The 13,539-nt window shown below is 59.2% G+C and carries 14 protein-coding genes; 4 read left to right on the top strand and 10 right to left on the bottom strand.

The genetic code is table 11. From position 1 onward, the window contains the following. Nucleotides 1-232 precede the first annotated feature (232 nt). Complete coding sequence (locus tag AACW30_RS14205) at nucleotides 233-1,291, bottom strand: diguanylate cyclase (RefSeq protein WP_106576093.1); 1,059 nt, start codon at nucleotides 1,289-1,291, stop codon at nucleotides 233-235. Between the two features lie 193 nt (nucleotides 1,292-1,484). Then, nucleotides 1,485-2,108: a TetR/AcrR family transcriptional regulator gene (locus AACW30_RS14200; protein WP_106576094.1), complete on the bottom strand. Its 624-nt coding sequence runs from the start codon at nucleotides 2,106-2,108 to the stop codon at nucleotides 1,485-1,487. Nucleotides 2,109-2,230: 122 nt separating this feature from the next. Here AACW30_RS14200 and AACW30_RS14195 point away from each other — a divergent pair, with 122 nt between their 5' ends. Together AACW30_RS14195 and AACW30_RS14190 are read left to right on the top strand one after the other, a co-directional pair. Further along, nucleotides 2,231-3,289 (top strand): MBL fold metallo-hydrolase, encoded by a 1,059-nt coding sequence (locus AACW30_RS14195; protein WP_119741564.1) that lies wholly within the window; start codon nucleotides 2,231-2,233, stop codon nucleotides 3,287-3,289. A 107-nt stretch (nucleotides 3,290-3,396) separates the two neighbouring features. After that, on the top strand, nucleotides 3,397-4,131 hold the full coding sequence (locus AACW30_RS14190; RefSeq protein WP_200622992.1) for a hypothetical protein: 735 nt from the start codon (nucleotides 3,397-3,399) through the stop codon (nucleotides 4,129-4,131). A 24-nt stretch (nucleotides 4,132-4,155) separates the two neighbouring features. On the opposite strand, the gene AACW30_RS14185 is transcribed toward AACW30_RS14190, so the two are convergent. Beyond that, nucleotides 4,156-4,947, bottom strand: coding sequence for an SDR family NAD(P)-dependent oxidoreductase (locus AACW30_RS14185; protein ID WP_200622899.1), 792 nt, complete (start codon nucleotides 4,945-4,947; stop codon nucleotides 4,156-4,158). A gap of 114 nt (nucleotides 4,948-5,061) precedes the next feature. Between AACW30_RS14185 and AACW30_RS14180 the strand changes: the two genes are divergently transcribed. Then, entirely contained in the window at nucleotides 5,062-5,994 is a 933-nt protein-coding gene (locus AACW30_RS14180) for a GlxA family transcriptional regulator (protein ID WP_200622898.1), read from the top strand. A 38-nt stretch (nucleotides 5,995-6,032) separates the two neighbouring features. After that, complete coding sequence (locus tag AACW30_RS14175; RefSeq protein ID WP_200622897.1) at nucleotides 6,033-6,590, top strand: AAA family ATPase; 558 nt, start codon at nucleotides 6,033-6,035, stop codon at nucleotides 6,588-6,590. On the opposite strand, the gene AACW30_RS14170 is transcribed toward AACW30_RS14175, so the two are convergent. From AACW30_RS14170 to argH, 7 genes are all read right to left on the bottom strand, one after another. After that, nucleotides 6,520-6,900: a helix-turn-helix domain-containing protein gene (locus AACW30_RS14170; RefSeq protein ID WP_106576099.1), complete on the bottom strand. Its 381-nt coding sequence runs from the start codon at nucleotides 6,898-6,900 to the stop codon at nucleotides 6,520-6,522. The two genes, AACW30_RS14175 and AACW30_RS14170, sit on opposite strands and share 71 nt — an antisense overlap. Before the next feature lie 107 nt (nucleotides 6,901-7,007). Continuing rightward, the gene (locus AACW30_RS14165; protein WP_200622896.1) at nucleotides 7,008-7,955 is read right to left on the bottom strand and encodes a hypothetical protein; all 948 of its coding nucleotides are present in this window, start codon (nucleotides 7,953-7,955) and stop codon (nucleotides 7,008-7,010) included. Nucleotides 7,956-8,128: 173 nt separating this feature from the next. Beyond that, nucleotides 8,129-9,304, bottom strand: a complete 1,176-nt coding sequence (locus AACW30_RS14160) for an MFS transporter (RefSeq protein ID WP_119741577.1) — start codon at nucleotides 9,302-9,304, stop codon at nucleotides 8,129-8,131. A gap of 147 nt (nucleotides 9,305-9,451) precedes the next feature. Further along, entirely contained in the window at nucleotides 9,452-10,273 is an 822-nt protein-coding gene (locus AACW30_RS14155; protein ID WP_200622895.1) for an ABC transporter substrate-binding protein, read from the bottom strand. A 25-nt stretch (nucleotides 10,274-10,298) separates the two neighbouring features. Next, nucleotides 10,299-11,063: an amino acid ABC transporter ATP-binding protein gene (locus AACW30_RS14150; RefSeq protein WP_119741579.1), complete on the bottom strand. Its 765-nt coding sequence runs from the start codon at nucleotides 11,061-11,063 to the stop codon at nucleotides 10,299-10,301. A 24-nt stretch (nucleotides 11,064-11,087) separates the two neighbouring features. Continuing rightward, nucleotides 11,088-11,966, bottom strand: coding sequence for an amino acid ABC transporter permease (locus tag AACW30_RS14145; protein WP_200622893.1), 879 nt, complete (start codon nucleotides 11,964-11,966; stop codon nucleotides 11,088-11,090). A gap of 106 nt (nucleotides 11,967-12,072) precedes the next feature. Further along, the gene (gene argH / locus AACW30_RS14140) at nucleotides 12,073-13,500 is read right to left on the bottom strand and encodes an argininosuccinate lyase (protein ID WP_200622892.1); all 1,428 of its coding nucleotides are present in this window, start codon (nucleotides 13,498-13,500) and stop codon (nucleotides 12,073-12,075) included. Nucleotides 13,501-13,539: the final 39 nt, after the last annotated feature.

Genomic DNA, 13,539 nt, shown 5'->3' with positions numbered 1-13,539 from the left:
TATCCATGAATATGCGCCTGCCCCCGTAGGGCACCAGGCCTTACGGTTGACTTGCTCATTGTCAGCTTCCTTGTGCTGACAGAGGGGGGTTGAACAACGGGTTCAGAGTGATCGGCCGGCCAAGAAGTTCGCCTTCAGGGCGGTGGCATCAATGAGTAGGCGACCAATGGTGGCATTATGCTTCTGCAGCAGTGCGGCGGAAGAGAAATCAGACGAGGTGTTGTAGGACGACTTAGGCGGAGTGGGCGACGACACAGTGGCTGACATTCACCCGGTTGCGGCCGGTGTCCTTGGCGGCATAGAGCGCGCGATCCGCGGCGTTGAGCCACATTGCCGCATCGCTGAAGACGGGTTGGAAGTCTGCCAGACCAATGCTCAGGCTCACGCGCAACGCTGGGATCTGCGAATTGCGATAGTTACTAAAGGTTTCTCGCATGTGTTCCATGACCAGCGCGGCTTCTTCCAGTGGCATTTGCGGAAGAATCACGCAGAACTCATCGCCGCCGTAACGGCCGGCCAAGTCATTTTCCCTCAGGTGTTGACGCAACTCCTGACTCAGCTGGCGCAACACCTGATCACCGACGATATGGCCGTAGGTGTCGTTGATCTGTTTGAAATGGTCGATATCGATCAAGGCAATGGTGGCGTGGCCTTGTTGCTGCTGGCATTTGTGGAACTTGAGATTGAGCAGGTCTTTCCACGAGCCATGATTGAGCAGGCCGGTGAGGCTGTCGACGCGGCTGAGGGCGCTGAGGGCGCGTTTGTGTTCCGAGAGTTTGATTGCCAACTGATAGCAGACCATGCCGATCGCCATCGGGTACAGCGTCAGCATCGGCAGGCAGGTATACACCTGGGCAAGGCTGACGTTGGGATTGAACTTGATCCCCAGCAGCGCCCACGCCACGCCGATACCGCCTGCCTGTGCCACCAGCCCGCGCAGAAACAGGCGCTTGCCCCCGGCCGCGACGTTGTTCATGGTCATCATCGACAGGATGGTCACGGTCGTCAGCGGTGTGAATTGCGTGGCCGCCGCCCAGAAACCGCCGAGCAGCGAGTCATAGAGCAAGTTGCGTTGTTCGGCCTGGTAGGGAAATTGCGAGCGCGTGGAGAGCTGGTACGCCACATGGGCCCAGGCATAACCGTTGAATATCAGCAGCGCCCATACCCAGCCCGGCATGGCCAACGGGTAAAGGGCGCCGATGACGCTGATACAGCCGATACCCAGGCCGATAATCCTTGGCTTGTAGATACGTCTGGCAAATGACAGCCCTTTGCCTCGTCTGTTTTCCATAGTGTTCCGGGTCAGCTCTTTTTTGCAGATACGACAGCGTGCGTCAGCGGCTTGGACCGTTGATCGGATATTAGGTGGGAATATTGTCAGTTATTCACGTGGGAATAATCAGTGTCCTTCCAAGCCATTTGCGCAGCACACCGGGTGAATGCGCTAAAAACGACCTGGAATGTCGCTCATGCAACAGGCTGTATTACGAACGGGCAGGGCTGACTTCGTAGCCGGCCAGGAACAGGTCGATGGCCGATTCGATCACGCTGGCCTGTGTGGCAGCGTCGAGGGTAGGTTGGCCCAGCGTAATTTGCGGCCAAAAGGCGAACGCCTTGAGCAGGCTCTGGATCTGATGGGCCGCAAAGGCCGGGTCGGTGCAGGCCAGGCGGCCGTCTTCCTGGGCCGCGCGTACCCACTGGGTGAAGCCTTCCTCGCGTTTGCTCAAGCGGTTGACCATGTCTTGCGCGCGTTCGGGCGAATGAATGGTGGCGGCGATCGCGACACGGGCCAGGTCGAGGAAGTTGGCGTCCGACATCATCTGCATCTTCGCCTGCAGCAAACCGCGCAATTGCTCGCGCAGGGGGCGGTCACTGGCGTAGCTGGCGTCCAGTTGGGCAACGCTGCTGGCCCACAACTGGTGCAGAATTTCTGCAAACAACTCTTCCTTGCTGGGAAAGTGGTTGTACACCGTGCGCTTGGAGACTCCGGCGGTGGCCGCAATTTTGTCCATGCTGGTGACCTCGAACCCGTTAGCCCGAAACTCGGTGATGGCCGCTGCCACGATGGCTTCGCGTTTGCGGTCGGTGAGGCGTTGGGGAGCAGTCATGGAGGGCGTTCGGCTCTTGGATGAAATTACACTCGGTAGTTTACTTGCTCCGGGTTTTGTTGCAATCTAGAAACTACACTGTGCAGTGTAATTTGTGAGCGGACCCCAGGAGTCACTCTGTAATGGCCACGATTTCAAGCCGTCTCGACCCTTCGCCTGAAGCACTCAAGCCTGCCGAGCAGGAGCAAGGGCATTTCACCAACGATGCCCCAGTGCAACATGGCGGCTTTGGCAAGACGTTGCGGATTTTCTGGAACATGCTTTTCAACAAGCCGCGCAGCACGCGCCCTGTGGGCAAGATCCCGGTGCAACCGCTGACACGCGAGCAACTGCTGGCCGCTCCCGATCACAGCGTGTTCCGTCTGGGGCATTCCACCGTGTTGCTGAAAATGCGCGGTAAGTTCTGGCTAACCGACCCGGTGTTTGCCGAGCGCGCCTCACCGTTCAGTTGGGCCGGGCCCAAGCGCTTCCATCAGCCACCCATCAGCCTTGAAGACTTGCCGCCGCTGGAAGCGGTGATTCTTTCGCACAATCACTATGACCACCTGGACCATAAGGCCGTGGTCCAGCTGGCCGACAAAACCCGCTACTTTCTCGCCCCGCTGGGTGTGGGCGACACCCTGGTGAAATGGGGTGTGGACGCCAGCAAAGTCAGGCAACTGGATTGGTGGCAAGGTACCGAGGTCGATGGCATTCGCTTTATCGCCACGCCGGCCCAGCACTTTTCGGGGCGCGGTCTGTTTGACGGCAACCAGACCCTTTGGTGTTCCTGGGTGATGATCGACGGTGCGCGGCGGGTCTTTTTCAGTGGCGACACGGGTTATTTCGACGGTTTCAAACGCATCGGCGAACAATACGGCCCGTTTGATCTCACGCTGATGGAAACAGGTGCTTACAACGTCGACTGGCCCCATGTGCACATGCAGCCGGAGCAAACCTTGCAGGCGCATATCGACCTTAAAGGCCGTTGGCTGCTGCCGATTCACAACGGCACGTTCGACCTGGCGTTCCATGCCTGGCACGAGCCGTTTGACCGCATCATGGCCCTGGCCTGGGAGCGCAACGTTTCGATTACCACGCCGGCGATGGGGCAAGCGTTCAATCTGAACCAGCCTGAGCGTGGGCATGCGTGGTGGTTGGACGTGGAAACTCAAGGTGCGAAAGAGCACGCGGCGGGCTGACGTTTGGGGCCGTAGGAAAATGAGTTTTCAGGGTATTTCAGCCCTGCGACAACCATCAGGTCCGAGTGCGATGATCCCGCACGGTCATTGTCGGGGTGCGGGTTCTGATGGAAAAAAACTGTAGGGAGCATTGGCGATTGGGCTTGCCTTGTCGACTTGGGCCTTCCTTGCCGGAAGCGGGTGAAGCGGGCGGCTCAAACGCTGCGCCGGCCCAGGCCCAACCCGATAAAGCCAATCCGGGCGGTATCGTCTTCGGCGCTGATCATCCAAAGGGTATCGCACTCATTCCCGGTTACAACGCCGTGGCTGCGCCGATAAAACCCGTGCGGGATCCTGCGCTGTCACTCGTCGCTTTGAGTGGTATCGAGCCCACTGGGCCTGTGATGGTTGAAGTGCCTCTGGTACGCAATAACAGCACTTTTACCGCTTCCAAGGTGCTCGCAGGGTGGCGCATCGGGTTCGCTGACCGGTATGTGCACGGGGCTCATTACGAACCCGTTGAACACAGTGCAGCCTTGCGCCGAGCGTTCGACATCCTGCAACTGGCCGGTGCGCAATTGGTACCGGTAGATGCACGACGTGAAGACCACAGCCTTCAATTCTCTTTGCAGACGCGTGAAATCGACGATCTGGTGACCAGGCATCGGCTTGATGCCTTGGTGTCTGATGATCAATCTGCGGCGTTTCATGGTGCGTGCATAAGTGGGTATCCCGCCGTGTGCGAGCCGTTGGCAGAGGGCGCGAAGCTCTGGTTTTATGGCGCTCGGTGGTCTCGCGATGCTTTGCACGCGTTGCTCTACGCCTATCGGCAAAACAGCGCCGGCGGCCCAGGCGGCCACTGACCTGGGCTTCAGTCTATTAGCTGACTACACGCCGTAACGTGGGGCCGGGCTGCTGCGTGACAGGTTTGGCCCCAAGGCCAGGCGCGCGGTCTCGTAAGCGTCCCAATCCAGGCTGTCGGGCAGTGACGGGATCGTGACCTTTTCACCTTGTGCGAGCCCTGCCAGCGCGGCATCTACCAGGTTTTGCGTGGTCATGACCATTGTCTCGGGCAGGTTGCTCACCGGCAGGCCGGCAACGTCCCAGAACTCGGTGGCGATGGCACCGGGCAACACCACTTGAACCCGTACTCCCTTGTCGCTCAGCTCATGCTCGAGTGATTCAGTAAACGCCTGCACAAACGCTTTGGTGCCTCCGTAAACGCCATTCAGCAGCTTGGGTGCGACCGCCACGATCGAACCGATGTTGATCAGGGTGCCGCGACCCTGGGCGACAAAGTTGGTTGCCGCGGCTTTGGCCAGGCGGGTCAGGGCAAGCACATTGAGCAGGATCATCGCCTCCATCTTGTCCGCATCGCTGTCCAGCAAGGACGCGGTGGCACCGATGCCGGCGTTGTTCACCAACAGGCTGATGCGGCTGTCGTCGTGCAGGATCTGTTCGATACGGGCCAGATCGGCCGGCAGGTTAAGGTCGGCCACCACCACGTGGATATCCCGTTGGGTGTTGGCGTTGAGCTGAGTCGCCAGTCGCTCCAGCCGGTGCTGGTTACGTGCCACCAATATCAGGTCGTAACCCTGGCGAGCCAGGCGATCGGCGTAGGTGGCGCCAATACCTGAAGAAGCGCCGGTGATCAGCGCATAACCTTTGGATTGAGTCATTGCAGTTGCTCCAGGAGGGCCGAGGAAGGAGGGCCTTGTTGCAACCAAGATTATGGGTGTAATGTCGTGGCTGCAATGTCGTATATCCCTCCTTTAGAGACATGAGGTTTGACCATGGTGTCTGTCGGTATTTTGCTGTTTCCGGGTTTCCAGATGCTCAGCCTGAGCACCAGTACGGTGTTTGAATTCGCCAACCTGGAGGTGCAACAGCCGTTCTATCGGGTAGACCTGGTATCTGAGGAAGGCGGGCCGATCAAAAGCTCCATGGGTTTTGCCATTGATACCGTGCCTTTTGGTCCATACGACACGGTGTTGGTGGTGGGCGATAACGAAGTGCTCGACGCCACGCCTGGCCTGCTCAGCTACTTGCAGCAGTCAGTGGTGACGTCGCGTCGTGTGACGTCTGCCTGTACCGGCTCTTTCCACCTGGCGGCCGCCGGACTGCTGGAAGACCGCAAGGCAACCACTCACTGGTACCACGCCCGTGCCTTTCGTCAGGCTTATCCCACTGTGAGGCTTGAAGAAGACCGCATCTTCACTGTCGACGGCCCACTCTGGACTTCTGCCGGCATGACCGCCTGCCTTGACCTGGCCCTGGCCCTTGTCGAAAACGACCTGGGTATAGAGGTGGCCCGCGAGGTCGCGCGCAAGTTGGTGATCTACCATCGCCGCGCGGGCGGCCAGTCGCAATTTTCCGCGCTGCTGGACATCGACCCCAAGTCCGACCGCGTGCAAACCGCCCTGGTCTACGCCCGCCAGCATTTACAGGAAGAGCTATCGGTTGAACGGCTGGCCGACGTCGCGCACCTTAGTCCGCGCCAGTTCAGCCGTCTGTTTCGCAGCGAAACCGGCCACACCCCGGCCAAGGCGATCGAACGCCTGCGCATTGAAGCGGCGCGCCTGATGCTTGAATCCGGCGACCATCCTATTGACATCATTGCCCGCGACACCGGCTTCGGTGACCCGGAGCGCATGCGTCGCGCCTTCCTGCGTGCCTTCGGCCAGCCGCCACAAATGATGCGCCGCGCGCTGCAATTGCAGGCCTGATGCCCCAGCGGCTTACACTCAAGTTAAGGGGGCAAGATATGCGCCATAAAATTCACATCCTCGGCGCTGCGGGCGCAGGCACCACGACACTGGGCAAAGCCTTGGCCGAACGCTTGAAGGTGGTTTATTTCGACTCCGACGACTTCTTCTGGCAGCAAACTCCGGAACCGTTCACCGTCGCTCGGCTACGGGATGAACGCATGCGTCTGTTACAGGAACAGAGTGCCGGCCTCGAAGGCTGGGTGCTGTCCGGCTCGGTGTGCGGATGGGGCGATGCCATGATCCCGCAGTTCACCCAAGTGGTGTTTCTGCGCGTAGACCCGCCAGTTCGCCTGCACCGGCTGCAACTGCGCGAAGAGCAGCGCTATGGTGACCGAATTCTGGAGGGCGGCAGCCGCCATGAAAACAGCGTCGCGTTTCTCGCCTGGGCTGCTCGTTACGATGATGGTAACCACAGCCTACGCAGCCTGCGTCGGCATGAAAGCTGGCTGAAACCACTGAGCTGCCCGGTGATCCGGCTGGACGCTACGCACCATTCGGTTGAGGCGTTGGTGAATCAATTGATGCCGCTGTTGAGCCCATCAGCCGCGAAATGATGCCTTGTGCAGCGGGCTCGGCCGGGGCCTTGTCGAACTTGCGCGCACTCATGCCCCAACCCGGCGCAAACCCCGGGAAAAACACCAGCCCCTCAGCTTCCAGCCGAAAGGCCAATACCAGGCGGGTTTCATCATCTACATCGCCCTGGCTTTCAAAGCGTTGCACCGTTTCGACCGCCAGCCCGGCTTGGCGGGCGAGTTCTTCCCGGCTCCAGCCAAGCATCGCGCGGGCCTGCACACTGTGCTTGGCGGTGAATTGGTGCAGGACGATCTGCTGTTCTACAAAAGAGCTCATTGCCAGAGAGGACATGGGGGTTTCTCCAGGTTCGACGGGGGAAGGCAAACTATACTGTGTTTTTGTACAGTTGTTTTGACCGCTCATCAACTGGATTTTTTTAATGGCGTTTGGGCCGCGCGTTATTCCACGCCCGGCGCTTCTCGAATGATCAGGTGATCCAGGTTCTCGATATTCGCGCTGAAGACCCCGAATGTCTGCTCGGGGTTTTTCTTGCTCGGCACCTGTTTCAATTGCGGCGTGACCCCATAAAAGAAGCAATACAGCGCCTTTTTACTGTCTGCTGCCGCCTTGATCTGTTCCAGGAACGCCGTGCGCTTGCGGTAGTTTTCGATGAGTTTTTTGCTCAGGTAGACGTTGACCGAGTAGGGCTTCTTGTCGAGCCACACTTTCTTTTCGAAATCGATGCGAAAGCTGGCGGTGTAGTCCTTGATCTCCTTGATTTTCCCCCAGTAGATCAGGCCGTTGTTGTCCTGTAGGTATTCGATCTTCTTGAAAAACGTCCAATAGGTTGCCGCGTGATCGCCGATCTTCAGCGGCATGCTCTTGAGCTTGTCTTTATCGTCGATGTTCGACACATAGCATTCCACCGGGTGGGCGAACACGCTGGTTTTGTCTGGGGTAGAGTCGCTGGCGCTGGGGGACGAACCGGTACGAGTAGACGCAACCTTCGTGGGATCGTGTGGGACGCCGACTTCGGTGCCGGTCACGGCCGGCTTGCGCTCGTACTGGCGCCGCGTCAGTACCCATTCCGATGGGAAACTGTCCTCGCGCTCATCATCAGTTTCGCCGGTCGCGGTCTTGTGCGTGCTGGCGTAGCGGCAGCCGTCAATGTGCTGGGTACTGGCCTTGTTCTTAAAATGCGGCGTGCGCTGATAGTTGACGTTTTTTGCGTTGAAGGTGCTGAGGGCGTTGCCCGCATCGAACGCTGCGCGGCACTCATCGTTGGGGCATAGGAAGCTGTCCTTGTCGGAGTCGAAAGGGCTGGTTTCGTCGAAATTCAGGTCCCGTACGTCGTAGATCGACAGCTTGTCATCGAGACTCAGGCTGTAGGCCGTGTCGAATTTCATGGGGCTCGGGTCCGTGAGATGAATGACTGGATATTACGCAAAACTTCGCCGTTACGGAGATCAAAAAATCTGGGAGCGGGCTTGTGTGGGAGCGGGCTTGCTCGCGAAGGCGGTGTGTCAGTTCCGAGTGCATTGATTGATCCACCGCGTTCGCGAGCAAGCCCGCTCCCACATTAGATAGGCGGTGTTCCGGCCACCCGCCGTCCACTCAGGAAACACAAGGTGCCACCCACGGCGGTCAACGCGCCGAGTGCGTAGAACATGCTGACCGGCGCCGCATTGATCAGCAGGTACCCGCAAATGACCGGGCTCATCGCCCCGCCAAACGCCGCCAGGTTTTGCGCGCCGTAATAACTGCCGCGTAGTGCATCCGGGGCGATGGTGTCGATGAACAGGAATTCCGAGGGGTAAATGATCATCTCGCCCAAGGTGAACACGAACATCGCCAGGCACCAGGTCACCAGGCTGTCCGCCAGACTGAAACCGATCAGCCCGACAATGAACAGCAACGTGCCCAGCACAATCCAGTAGCGCAATTGCTCGCGTTTCAGAAATCGGCCGATCTGGTACTGCATCAAAATCACGGTGATAGCGTTGCAGGCCAGCACCGCCGACAGAATCTTCAGCGCCTCGGCGGGTTTGTAGGCCACCAGCAGAAACTGTGACAGATAAAGCGTATAGCGCCCGTGGACAATGGTGCTCAACAGGCTGCCGCTGGTGAACAGGATCAGTGTGCGGTCGCTGCGCAGCGTGCGCAGGGTCGTGAGAAAACTCAGGGGTTTATTGCTGTTGTCGCGTTGGGTCGGCGCAATGCCGATCATCAGGAACACACTGCCCAAGGCGATGGCGCTGGCGATCAGGAACGGCGCCCAGGGGATCTGCCCGGCGATCACCACACCCACCATCGGGCCGGTGGCATAGCCGACGTTGGTCAGGGTGTAGCGCAGGGAAAATACTTTGGCGCGGTCGCCCACCGGCAGGTTTTCGCTGATGATCGCCTTGGAGCCGATCAGGAACAGTGCCGACGCGGCTTCGGTAATCACCAAGGTCAGGGTGGTGAGGTAGAGGTTGCTGGCAAAGGTCAGCAACAGAAATCCGATGGCGCTTGAAAGCATGGCCAGGATTAGCAGCTTGCGCTTTTCCAGGCGGTCGATGACGTAGCCGCCATAGAGGCCGAGCAGCGTGGCGATGAACACGGCGATGCCCATCAGCAAGCCGATGTCCTGCTGGTTGAGGCCCAGGCGCGTGCTCAGCCAAAGGGCCAGCAGCGGACTGGTCATCGCGCGGCTGACGACGATGGTCACCGAGCAGATCATCAGGCGGCGGATTACCAGGGAGTAGGTGGCCACGGTGGGGCGGATGTCCTTATTATTTTTCCAATACAACACAATTCAAATGTGGGAGCGGGCTTGCTCGCGAATGCGGTGGATCAGTCGGTAAATTTGTCACTGATACATCGCATTCGCGAGCAAGCCCGCTCCCACATTTAGATCAAATTACTGGCCGGCATTAATGCTGATTTTTTCAACCGCACCCTGTTCCAGATCCCACTTCTTCAGGATCTTGCCGTACGTCCCATCATCAATCATGCCCTGCAACGCTTCACTGATCGCCATGACCAGCTCGGTGTTGCTCTTCTCAATCCCCAGCCCCGTGAACTGCTTGGAAATGGCCAGGCCCACCGGCTTGTATTTGCCCTTGTCCAACGACATCAAATAAGGAATCGTCTCGCTGCCCTGCATCGCCGCATCCAAACGGTTCTGCTGCAACTGGGCGCGCGCGTCCGCCGAGCCTTCGGTGCCGATTACCACGATTGCCGGCTTACCCGCCGCTTCGCAGTTTTCCTTGCTCCACGCGGCAATTTCCGACGGCCAGGTGGTACGGCGGCTGGTGCCGACTTTTTTACCGCACAGGTCAGTCAATTCCTTGAGGTCTTCACGCTTGGCCAGGGTGTACAGCTGCGGACCGCTGGTGAAGTAGTCGATGAAGGTCACGGCCTTCTGGCGCTCGGCGGTGTCACTCATGCCTGACAGCACGATGTCGACGCGCTTGGTGGTCAGGCCGCTGAGCATCTGCTCGAAGCCGGTTTCCTGCCACTTGATCTTCACGCCCAGACGCTCGGCCAGGGCATTGCCCAGGTCGAAGTCCAGCCCGGTGAGTTTATTGGTGGCGGTGTCCTTGAAATCCATCGGCGGGTAGTTCGGCACGATGGCCGCGCTGATCTCACCCTTGTCCTTGATTGCCGCCGGCAATGCCGCGAATACACACGAGGAGGCCATCAGGCCTGCGAGCAACGTTGGGATAAACAATTTTTTCATGGAGGCGTTCTCGTTAGTTTTTTAGTTAAGTGCGAACGGCAGAAATAAAGCTTTGGGTACGCGGGTTTTGTGGGCTTATTAGAATTTCTTCCGGGCTGCCGGCTTCCACAATCTGGCCGGCATCCATAAACACCATGCGGTTGGACACTTCGCGGGCGAAGCCCAACTCATGGGTGACCACGATCATGGTCATGCCGGTGGTGGCCAAATCGCGCATCACCGACAGCACTTCGCCTACAAGCTCCGGGTCGAGGGCTGACGTGGGTTCGTCGAACAACATCAGTTTGGGACGCATCGCCAGCGCGCGGGCAATGGCCACACGCTGTTGCTGGCCGCCGGACAATTCCACCGGGTAGGCATTGCGTTTGTCCGCCAGGCCGACGCGGGCCAGCAATTCCAGCGCATCTTCGATGGCTTCTTTGGGCGAGCGCTTGAGAACCTGCACCGGGCCTTCGATGATGTTTTGCAACACGGTCATGTGCGGGAACAGATTGAAGCGCTGAAACACCATGCCGGTCGCCAGGCGCTGGCGGGCAATCTGCGATTCATTCATCTCATGCAGCTTGTTGCCGACGACGCGGTAACCCACCAGTTCGCCGTCGACCCAAAGGCCGCCTTTGTCGATTTTTTCCAGCTGATTCACACACCGCAACAGCGTGCTTTTGCCCGAGCCGGACGGGCCGATGATGCACATCACTTCGCCTTGCTCGACCTCAATATTGATGTCGCGCAGCGCGTGATACTCGTCGTAATACTTGTTCAGGTTGACGGCCTTGACGATGCTTCTCATGGGGCAAATCTCCTCAACCCAGACTTACGAACGCTTGCCGGCGCCGCGGGCAAAACGACACTCAAGGCGGCTTTGACCAAATGAAAGAACAGTCACCACCGCCAGGTACCAGATGCCGGCGACAATCAGCAGCTCCATGACGCGGGCGTTGGCGTAGTAGATGTTTTGCGCGTTGTGCAGCAGCTCCGAGTACTGGATCACACTGGCCAGGCTGGTCATTTTCACCATGCTGATGAACTCGTTGCCTACAGGCGGAATGATCACCCGCATCGCCTGCGGCAGAATCACCCTACGCAGCGCCTGAAGGCTTGGCATGCCGATGGACTTGGCGGCCTCGTACTGGCCAGTGTCGACCGACAGTAAACCTGCGCGCACCACTTCGGCGGTGTAGGCGCCCTGGTTGATGCTGAGGCCGAGCAGGGCGGCCACGAATGGCGTCATCAGGTCGACGGTGTCAATGCTGAACAGGCCGGGGATCGCGATCACCGGGAAAATCAGCGCCAGGTTGAACCACAGCAACAGCTGCAGAATCAGCGGCGTACCGCGGAACAGCCAGGTGTAAGTGATGGCCACATAGCGCAGGATCGGGTTGGCCGACATGCGCATGATCGCCGTGATCACCCCGATGACCACGCCCAGTGCCATTGCCAGAATCGACATGACGATAGTGTTAACCAGGCCCCACAGAATGGCCTCAGACGTGAGGAACTGCCCGATGTAGGACCATTCGATCTGGCCATTGGCAAAGGCGCGCAACAACGCGGCCAGTGCGATCACGATCAACGTGGCAAAAAACATCCGCCCGTAATAACGACGCGGCACATGCTCGTACTGCGTGATATCGAACTGGTTCTCGGACAACTTGCGCTCAGCTTCCAAGCGCTCCGCCGGGGTTTGGTTCATGGTGTTACTCCACTGCTGTACTCGATCCAACTGTTAAAACACAGTCCAAATGTGGGAGCTGGCTTGCCTGCGAAAGCGCCAGCAAACTCACCACAAAGGACCAGGTTTAAATCCGAAACCCCTGATAACTCTCAGCCCATTTTTGCTGAGCCGCCAACGCCACCTTCAACCGCCCAATCTGCTCCCGAATCCGCTCTGGCGCCGTCCCACCCCAACCACTGCGCGCCGCAATTGCCGCTTCAAGGGTCAAGCAGTCACGCACCTCAGGCAGCAACCGCGCATCCACCTCCGCCAACATCGCCGGCGAGGCTTCCCACAACTCAATCTCGTGTTTCTCGCAAGCCTGCACCAACGCGCCGGTAATCTCATGCGCCTCTTTAAACGGCACACCACGGGTGGCCAACCAGTCCGCCACCTCAGTCGCCAAAGTGAAGCCCATCGGCGCCTGACGCCGCAGCTCTTCCACTTGCACCTTCATGGTCGCAACCATCCCGGCCATCGCTGGCAGCACCAGCAGCAAGGTGTCCACACTGTCCAACACGCTGTGCTTGTCTTCACTCAAGTCGCGGTTGTACGACAGCGGCAACGACTTGAGCGTCGACATCAGCCCGGTCAGGTTGCCAATCAGGCGCCCAGCCTTGCCGCGTGCCAGCTCGGCAATGTCCGGATTCTTTTTCTGCGGCATGATCGAGCTGCCGGTGGCGTAGGCATCGTCCAGCACCACCCAGCGAAATTGGCGCGACGACCACAGGCAAAACTCCTCCGACAGCCGCGAAATATTCACCCCCAGCATGCCCGCCACAAACAGGAACTCCGCCACATGGTCACGGCTGGCGACGGCGTCGATCGAGTTTTCGCACGGCCCGGTGTAGCCCATTTCCTTGGCCGAATGCTCTGGCTGACGCGCAATCGCCGAGCCTGCCATCGCGGCAGCACCCAACGGTGACAACGCCGTGCGCGCATCCCAATCCACCAAGCGCTGCACATCGCGCAGCATCGACTGCGCATGAGCGAGCAAGTGATGGGCAAACACAATCGGTTGCGCCTGCTGCAAGTGGGTGAAGCCCGGGCAGATGCTCTCGATATGCTGCTCGGCCTGGTCCACCAGCGCCTGCTGCAAACCCAACACCTCGGTGGTGATGGTGCGCGCATGGTCGCGTAGGAAAAGGCGCAGGTCATTGGCCGTCTGATCGTTACGCGAACGCCCGGCGCGCAACTTGCCACCCAAGGCGCCCAGGCGCTCGGTCAATACGCGTTCGATAAAGGTGTGCACGTCCTCGTCATCCAGGGTTGGATGCAGGCGGCCGGCGGCGAAGTCCTCACCGATTCGGTCCAGGGCCTCGAGGGTGCGCAAAGTCTCCGACTCATCCAGCAAACCGGCGCGCTGCAACTCCCGGGCATGAGCGCGGGAGCCGGCCAGGTCGTAGGGCGTCAGGCGAAAATAGCGCTCAGGGCAACGCGACAACGCGGCCAATGCAGCAGACGGGCCGGTCTTGAAACGAGCACCCCAAAGGCGGTCGGTGGGCTGGGACATCGGTATTCCTCGCGCTTGTTTTTAGAAGAGTCGGAGGCA

The sequence above is a fragment of the Pseudomonas sp. MF6747 genome, from assembly GCF_963890955.1.
Lineage (GTDB): Bacteria > Pseudomonadota > Gammaproteobacteria > Pseudomonadales > Pseudomonadaceae > Aquipseudomonas.
Note: the sequence above shows the minus strand (reverse complement) of the source record. Positions and strands in the feature narration are given on the sequence as shown.

Bases quoted from the DNA above. Each gene is read 5' to 3' on its own strand.
- AACW30_RS14195 (WP_119741564.1), top strand. From the start codon at position 2,231: ATGGCCACGATTTCAAGCCGTCTCGACCCTTCGCCTGAAGCACTCAAG.
- AACW30_RS14190 (WP_200622992.1), top strand. From the start codon at position 3,397: ATGGAAAAAAACTGTAGGGAGCATTGGCGATTGGGCTTGCCTTGTCGA.
- AACW30_RS14150 (WP_119741579.1), bottom strand. From the start codon at position 11,063: ATGAGAAGCATCGTCAAGGCCGTCAACCTGAACAAGTATTACGACGAG.
- AACW30_RS14145 (WP_200622893.1), bottom strand. From the start codon at position 11,966: ATGAACCAAACCCCGGCGGAGCGCTTGGAAGCTGAGCGCAAGTTGTCC.
- argH (WP_200622892.1), bottom strand. From the start codon at position 13,500: ATGTCCCAGCCCACCGACCGCCTTTGGGGTGCTCGTTTCAAGACCGGC.
- AACW30_RS14205 (WP_106576093.1), bottom strand. From the start codon at position 1,291: ATGGAAAACAGACGAGGCAAAGGGCTGTCATTTGCCAGACGTATCTAC.
- AACW30_RS14165 (WP_200622896.1), bottom strand. From the start codon at position 7,955: ATGAAATTCGACACGGCCTACAGCCTGAGTCTCGATGACAAGCTGTCG.
- AACW30_RS14175 (WP_200622897.1), top strand. From the start codon at position 6,033: ATGCGCCATAAAATTCACATCCTCGGCGCTGCGGGCGCAGGCACCACG.
- AACW30_RS14155 (WP_200622895.1), bottom strand. From the start codon at position 10,273: ATGAAAAAATTGTTTATCCCAACGTTGCTCGCAGGCCTGATGGCCTCC.
- AACW30_RS14200 (WP_106576094.1), bottom strand. From the start codon at position 2,108: ATGACTGCTCCCCAACGCCTCACCGACCGCAAACGCGAAGCCATCGTG.
- AACW30_RS14170 (WP_106576099.1), bottom strand. From the start codon at position 6,900: ATGTCCTCTCTGGCAATGAGCTCTTTTGTAGAACAGCAGATCGTCCTG.
- AACW30_RS14185 (WP_200622899.1), bottom strand. From the start codon at position 4,947: ATGACTCAATCCAAAGGTTATGCGCTGATCACCGGCGCTTCTTCAGGT.
- AACW30_RS14180 (WP_200622898.1), top strand. From the start codon at position 5,062: ATGGTGTCTGTCGGTATTTTGCTGTTTCCGGGTTTCCAGATGCTCAGC.